Below are 586 nucleotides of genomic sequence, written 5' to 3'. Positions count from 1 at the left end.
CTCCACGTTCACCCACGCCAAAGTCGAGGGCCTGATCCGGCGAGCCGGCCTGCGCTATCCCAACGCCGACCTCAGGCGGCTGGACATGCTCCACGAGCGCGGCCTGGACCAGGGCGTGATCGCCCAGCTCGGCGCCTGCTCGTTCATCGACCGGCACCAGAACGTCGTCTTCCAGGGCTTCACCGGCTCCGGCAAGTCCTACCTCGGGTGCGCTCTGGCCAAGCAGGCCTGCACCCACCGAATCCGGGCGCACTACATTCGGATGCCGGATCTGGCCGAGACGTGGGCGCTGGCGCAAGACAAGCCGAACGGCAAGACGACGTTCCTGAAGAAGTACGCCGCCTTCACGCTGCTCGTTCTCGACGAATGGCTCCTCGACCCGCCCGACGAGGGCATGCGCAGCATGCTGCTCGAACTCCTCGCGCGCCGCTACGGACACGCCTCGACGGTGTTCTGCACCCAGTACGCCCAGAAGGACTGGCACCAGCGCCTCGGCTCCGGAGTCCACGCCGACGCCATCATGGACCGCATCGTCCACAACACCCTCTGGATCGAAACCGGCACCTTCAACATGCGAGAACACACC

General features: G+C 66.2%; 1 protein-coding gene. It reads left to right on the top strand.

Translation table 11 applies throughout. The features are described 5' to 3' along the window. On the top strand, positions 1-586 hold a 586-nt coding region (locus H489_RS29895; RefSeq protein WP_017887470.1), incomplete at both ends, for an ATP-binding protein.

Source organism: Curtobacterium flaccumfaciens UCD-AKU, assembly GCF_000349565.1.
GTDB lineage: Bacteria > Actinomycetota > Actinomycetes > Actinomycetales > Microbacteriaceae > Curtobacterium > Curtobacterium poinsettiae.
The sequence above is the reverse complement of the archived record's forward strand: the minus strand, read 5'-3'. Positions and strand labels throughout refer to the sequence as shown.